The organism is Streptomyces sp. NPDC000880 (assembly GCF_053599675.1).
The window spans coordinates 1-3,846 of the sequence record NZ_JBSFMS010000229.1; the positions used below are offsets into that span (position 1 = coordinate 1).

Below are 3,846 nucleotides of genomic sequence, written 5' to 3' on the forward strand. Positions count from 1 at the left end.
GTGGCCGCCGCGCGTCGGCCTGACTCCGAGGAGTCCCAGCCCCCAGCACAGCTCGATCCGGAGTGGCGGAGCAGGAATCTCACCTGCCGGTTGATGGCGGGGTTGCCACTACCAGCTGGAGCCACAGTCCCGCATCTGAGATGACCCTTTGTAGAGGCACCCCGAGACAGCACTCTTTCTGGCGGGGACTCGGCGCCGTCAGGAAACCGCGGACGATCCGCCCTCGGGTGCTCCCGCGCCGGGTTTTGCGGTGCGGCAGTGCTCACCACTGTACGCACCTCCGCGGTCGCGTTGTGGTGCCGGTGAGCGGTTACCCGACCCCCGTCGCAGTGGCGACCTGCCCGGAGGGGATCATGGAGATACATCTGAAGCAATGAGAGGTTCAACGATGGAATACCGGCATCTCGGCAGCAGTGGCATGCTCATCAGCGAAATCGCATACGGCAACTGGCTGACCCACGGTTCGCAGGTCGAGGAGGACGCCGCCGTCGATTGTGTGCGAGCCGCTCTCGATGCGGGCATCACGACGTTCGACACCGCTGACGTCTATGCCGAGACACGCGCCGAGGCGGTGCTCGGGCGGGCGCTGAAGGGCGAGCGCCGCGAGGGGATCGAGATCTTCACCAAGGTGTACTGGCCCACCGGCCCCGGGAAGAACGACCGCGGGCTGTCGCGCAAGCACATCATGGAGTCGATCGACAACTCCCTGCGCAGGCTGCAGACACCGTACGTGGACCTCTACCAGGCCCACCGGTTCGACCGGTTCACCCCGCTGGAGGAGACCATGGAGGCGTTCGCCGACGTGGTCCACTCCGGCAAGGCCCTGTACATCGGCGTCTCCGAGTGGACGGCCGATCAGATACGGCGGGCGCACGCTCTGGCGCGGGAGCTGCGGGTGCCGCTGGTGTCGAGCCAGCCCCAGTACTCGATGCTGTGGCGGGTGATCGAGGGTGAGGTCGTGCCGACCTCCGAGGAGCTCGGCATTGGGCAGATCGTATGGTCGCCGATTGCCCAGGGTGTGCTGACCGGCAAGTACCTTCCCGGGCAGCAGCCCCCGACCGGGTCGCGGGCGACGGACGACAAGGGCTCGACGATGATCAGCCGCTTCATGCGCGACGAGGTGCTCGAAGGGGTGCAGCGGCTGAAGCCGCTGGCCGACGAGGCCGGCCTGACCCTCGCGCAGCTGGCGGTCGCCTGGGTGCTGCAGAACAGCAACGTGTCTGCCGCGATCGTCGGCGCCTCCCGGCCGGAGCAGGTAGCGGAGAACGCCAAAGCGGCCGGTGTGACGCTGGACGCGGAGCTCATGGCGCGCATCGACGAGATCGTGCTGCCGGTGGCGGTAACGGATCCGCACCTCGTGCACCAGAACGTACCGGCGCAGCGTCCCTGAACCGGGGTTGGCGCAGCGGACCTTGGGACCGCCGCTGCGCCCGCCGCACCGGCAAAAGCGGTCCCGGCACGCCTACGCGGGGAGAGCCGGGCCCCTACGCCGCTCCGTGCAGGGACGGCTGTGCTTGTGCTCTCCACGGCTCGGAACTCGTTCGGTCGCTGGGCGCAAATGATCACAGCGTGGCTGGTGTGATCACGGCTTCAGTGCCGTCCCGGATTGCCCCGTTCACCGGACTGAGCCCCCGCCAGTTAACCGGCTCTGCGGCCCGAGCCCCGCACCAGCCTACCGAGGTGTGACCGAATGAGGTCCGGACCTGAGCCAGCCAGGGACTTCCGGGAAACTTTGCGACCTGCTTGTTGTTGGCTTTTCCGGGGTGGGCTGGTCTTTTGGCAGGGGGTGTCCCGGGGTGTGGTGTGGGTCGGCCGTGAGATCGGGGTTGATCTTAATCAAGCAGTTGTGTGGATCACTGGATAGAATTGGGGTATGGGTGAGCGGCCTGTTGGTTCGGCTGCGCCGGGACTTGTCTTCGAGGCCGGTTCCGGTTGCGTGGTGATGGATCCGAGCCGGCACCGCGGGGTGGGTCGTGGCCCATGGGGCGGCATCGTTGCCGGTGACGCGTGTGTTGTGTGGGGCCGCGCGGTCGGACATGGCGGGGTTGGTTGGTGGATGTTCGGGGGTGCGGGCGGCGGGGTCGGGGCTTGCGCCGGTGGGCGCGGGGTGGGTGTGTGGGGTGTCGGGCCGGGGAGGGTCGTCTGCTTCGGTGACCCAACTGGTGGCCCGTGTGTCTGTCTCGCGGCTGTCGCACGGTTGGGTGATGGTGGCGTGTGATGGGTGGGGCGTCGGATGGGATGGGTCTGTATTCGGGTCGGGCTTCGGGTCTGATCGGGGAGCAGATTGCGGGTTACCGGGTGGAGCGTGAGATCGGTCGTGGGGGTATGGCCGTTGTGTACTGTGCAAGGGATTTGCGTCTGGACCGTACGGTTGCGCTGAAGCTGCTTGCCCCGGAGCTGGCCCGCAATGACACCTTCCGTCGCCGTTTCACGCACGAGTCGCGTGTGGCTGCTGCGATCGACCATCCTCATATTGTGCCGATCTTTGAGGCCGGTGAGATGGATGGTGTCTTGTATATCGCTATGCGTTATGTCTCGGGGCTGGATCTGCGGGCTTTGCTCGACCGGGACGGTCCATTGCCGGTTGCGACTGCGCTGCGTATCGCCGCTCAGGTGGCGTCGGCACTTGATGCGGCCCATGAACACGACTTGGTGCACCGGGATGTCAAGCCCGGCAATATTCTGGTTGCCCAGGGCACTGACAGTGATCACCCTGAGCATGTCTATCTCACGGATTTCGGGCTGACGAAGAAGTCGCTGTCGCTGACCGGGTTCACCGAGGTGGGCGAGTTCGTCGGCACGCTCGACTATGTGGCACCGGAGCAGATTTCGGGCCGCCCGGTGGATGGCAGGTGCGATCTGTATAGCCTTGCCTGCGTCGTCTACGAAACCCTCGCGGGTGGGCCGCCTTTCCAGCGGGATGAGGACATGGCGCTGCTGTGGGCGCATCAGTACGATCAGCCGCCTGCCCTGAGCGAGAAACGGCGGGGGATCCCGTCGGCGGTGGACGGCGTTCTGGCAAAGGCCCTGGCGAAGGTTCCCGGGGACCGTTACGGCTCCTGCCTGGAGTTCGTGGCGGCTCTGCGTGCCACTTCGAGCGGTATCGGCAAGGGTTCGCATCCGCCGACACAGGTGGACCCCGGGGTTGTCGGAGCCGCGCAGCACCCCGGGCCGGCCCCGGATCCGCCTGTCTGGGCCCGGCCGGTCTTTGGCCGTCCGCCCGGTTAGTACTCCAGTGAGGCCCGGCGCTCACGGTGTCTACGTGCGCAAGGACCTTGCCGGAGTTCCGCTCGCAGCCCTTGATGTCCTTCTTGTCGAAATCGGCCGCGTCCTTCAGCCTGGTGGCGTCGTTTGATGAGCCGTCGCCCGCCTAGTAGGCGTCGATCTCCTTGTCGCTCAGGCATGTCGCGCCCGTGCACTCGCCGGCCCCGCGCGGGTCGAAGCTGATCAGGTCATAGCGTGAGACTGAGTTCAACGTCTGGAGTTCCTGGCCGAGCTGGAGGTACGGAGACGCCGGAGGCGCCGGGGCCGCCGAAGGTGAAGAGCAGCGAGTCGGTGCGCTGGTCCTGGCCCATGGCCTTGGTGCGGATCAGTGCGACGTTGATCGTCTCGCCGTCCGGCTTGGCGTAATCCAGCGGCGCCTTGAGGGTGGCGCGCTGGCACGCGCCGCCTGCGGCGTTGTCCGTGCCCTGTGCCGGGGGTGGTGCGGCGCGTGCGTGGTGGCTGAGCTTCTGTGGGGTCAGCGGATTTGGTGGTTTGCTCTCTGGCTGCTGGGCAAGAGCCTTGGCCGCCCGGCCAGTCTCGCACCGTGCGCAGCGTCCTCCGCCCTGATGATCGCTATCGGAG

Annotated in this window: 2 protein-coding genes and 1 pseudogene; 2 read left to right on the forward strand and 1 reads right to left on the reverse strand. The window is 66.8% G+C overall.

Annotated elements, in window-relative coordinates; all coding sequences use genetic code 11:
* Positions 1 to 388 precede the first annotated feature (388 nt).
* Positions 389 to 1,390: an aldo/keto reductase family protein gene (locus tag ACWDO5_RS35430; protein ID WP_450534639.1), complete on the forward strand. Its 1,002-nt coding sequence runs from the start codon at positions 389 to 391 to the stop codon at positions 1,388 to 1,390.
* A gap of 827 nt (positions 1,391 to 2,217) precedes the next feature.
* Positions 2,218 to 3,228 carry a serine/threonine-protein kinase gene (locus ACWDO5_RS35435; RefSeq protein ID WP_450534638.1) on the forward strand — a complete coding sequence of 337 codons (1,011 nt, stop codon included), beginning with the start codon at positions 2,218 to 2,220 and terminating at the stop codon, positions 3,226 to 3,228.
* 224 nt (positions 3,229 to 3,452) lie between these two features.
* Here ACWDO5_RS35435 and ACWDO5_RS35440 read toward each other — a convergent pair.
* Positions 3,453 to 3,846 (reverse strand): annotated as a pseudogene (locus ACWDO5_RS35440) (hypothetical protein); the annotation flags it as partial.

Coding starts and splice junctions, on each gene's coding strand:
- ACWDO5_RS35430 (WP_450534639.1), top strand. CDS start 389: ATGGAATACCGGCATCTCGGCAGCAGTGGCATGCTCATCAGCGAAATC.
- ACWDO5_RS35435 (WP_450534638.1), top strand. CDS start 2,218: ATGGGTGGGGCGTCGGATGGGATGGGTCTGTATTCGGGTCGGGCTTCG.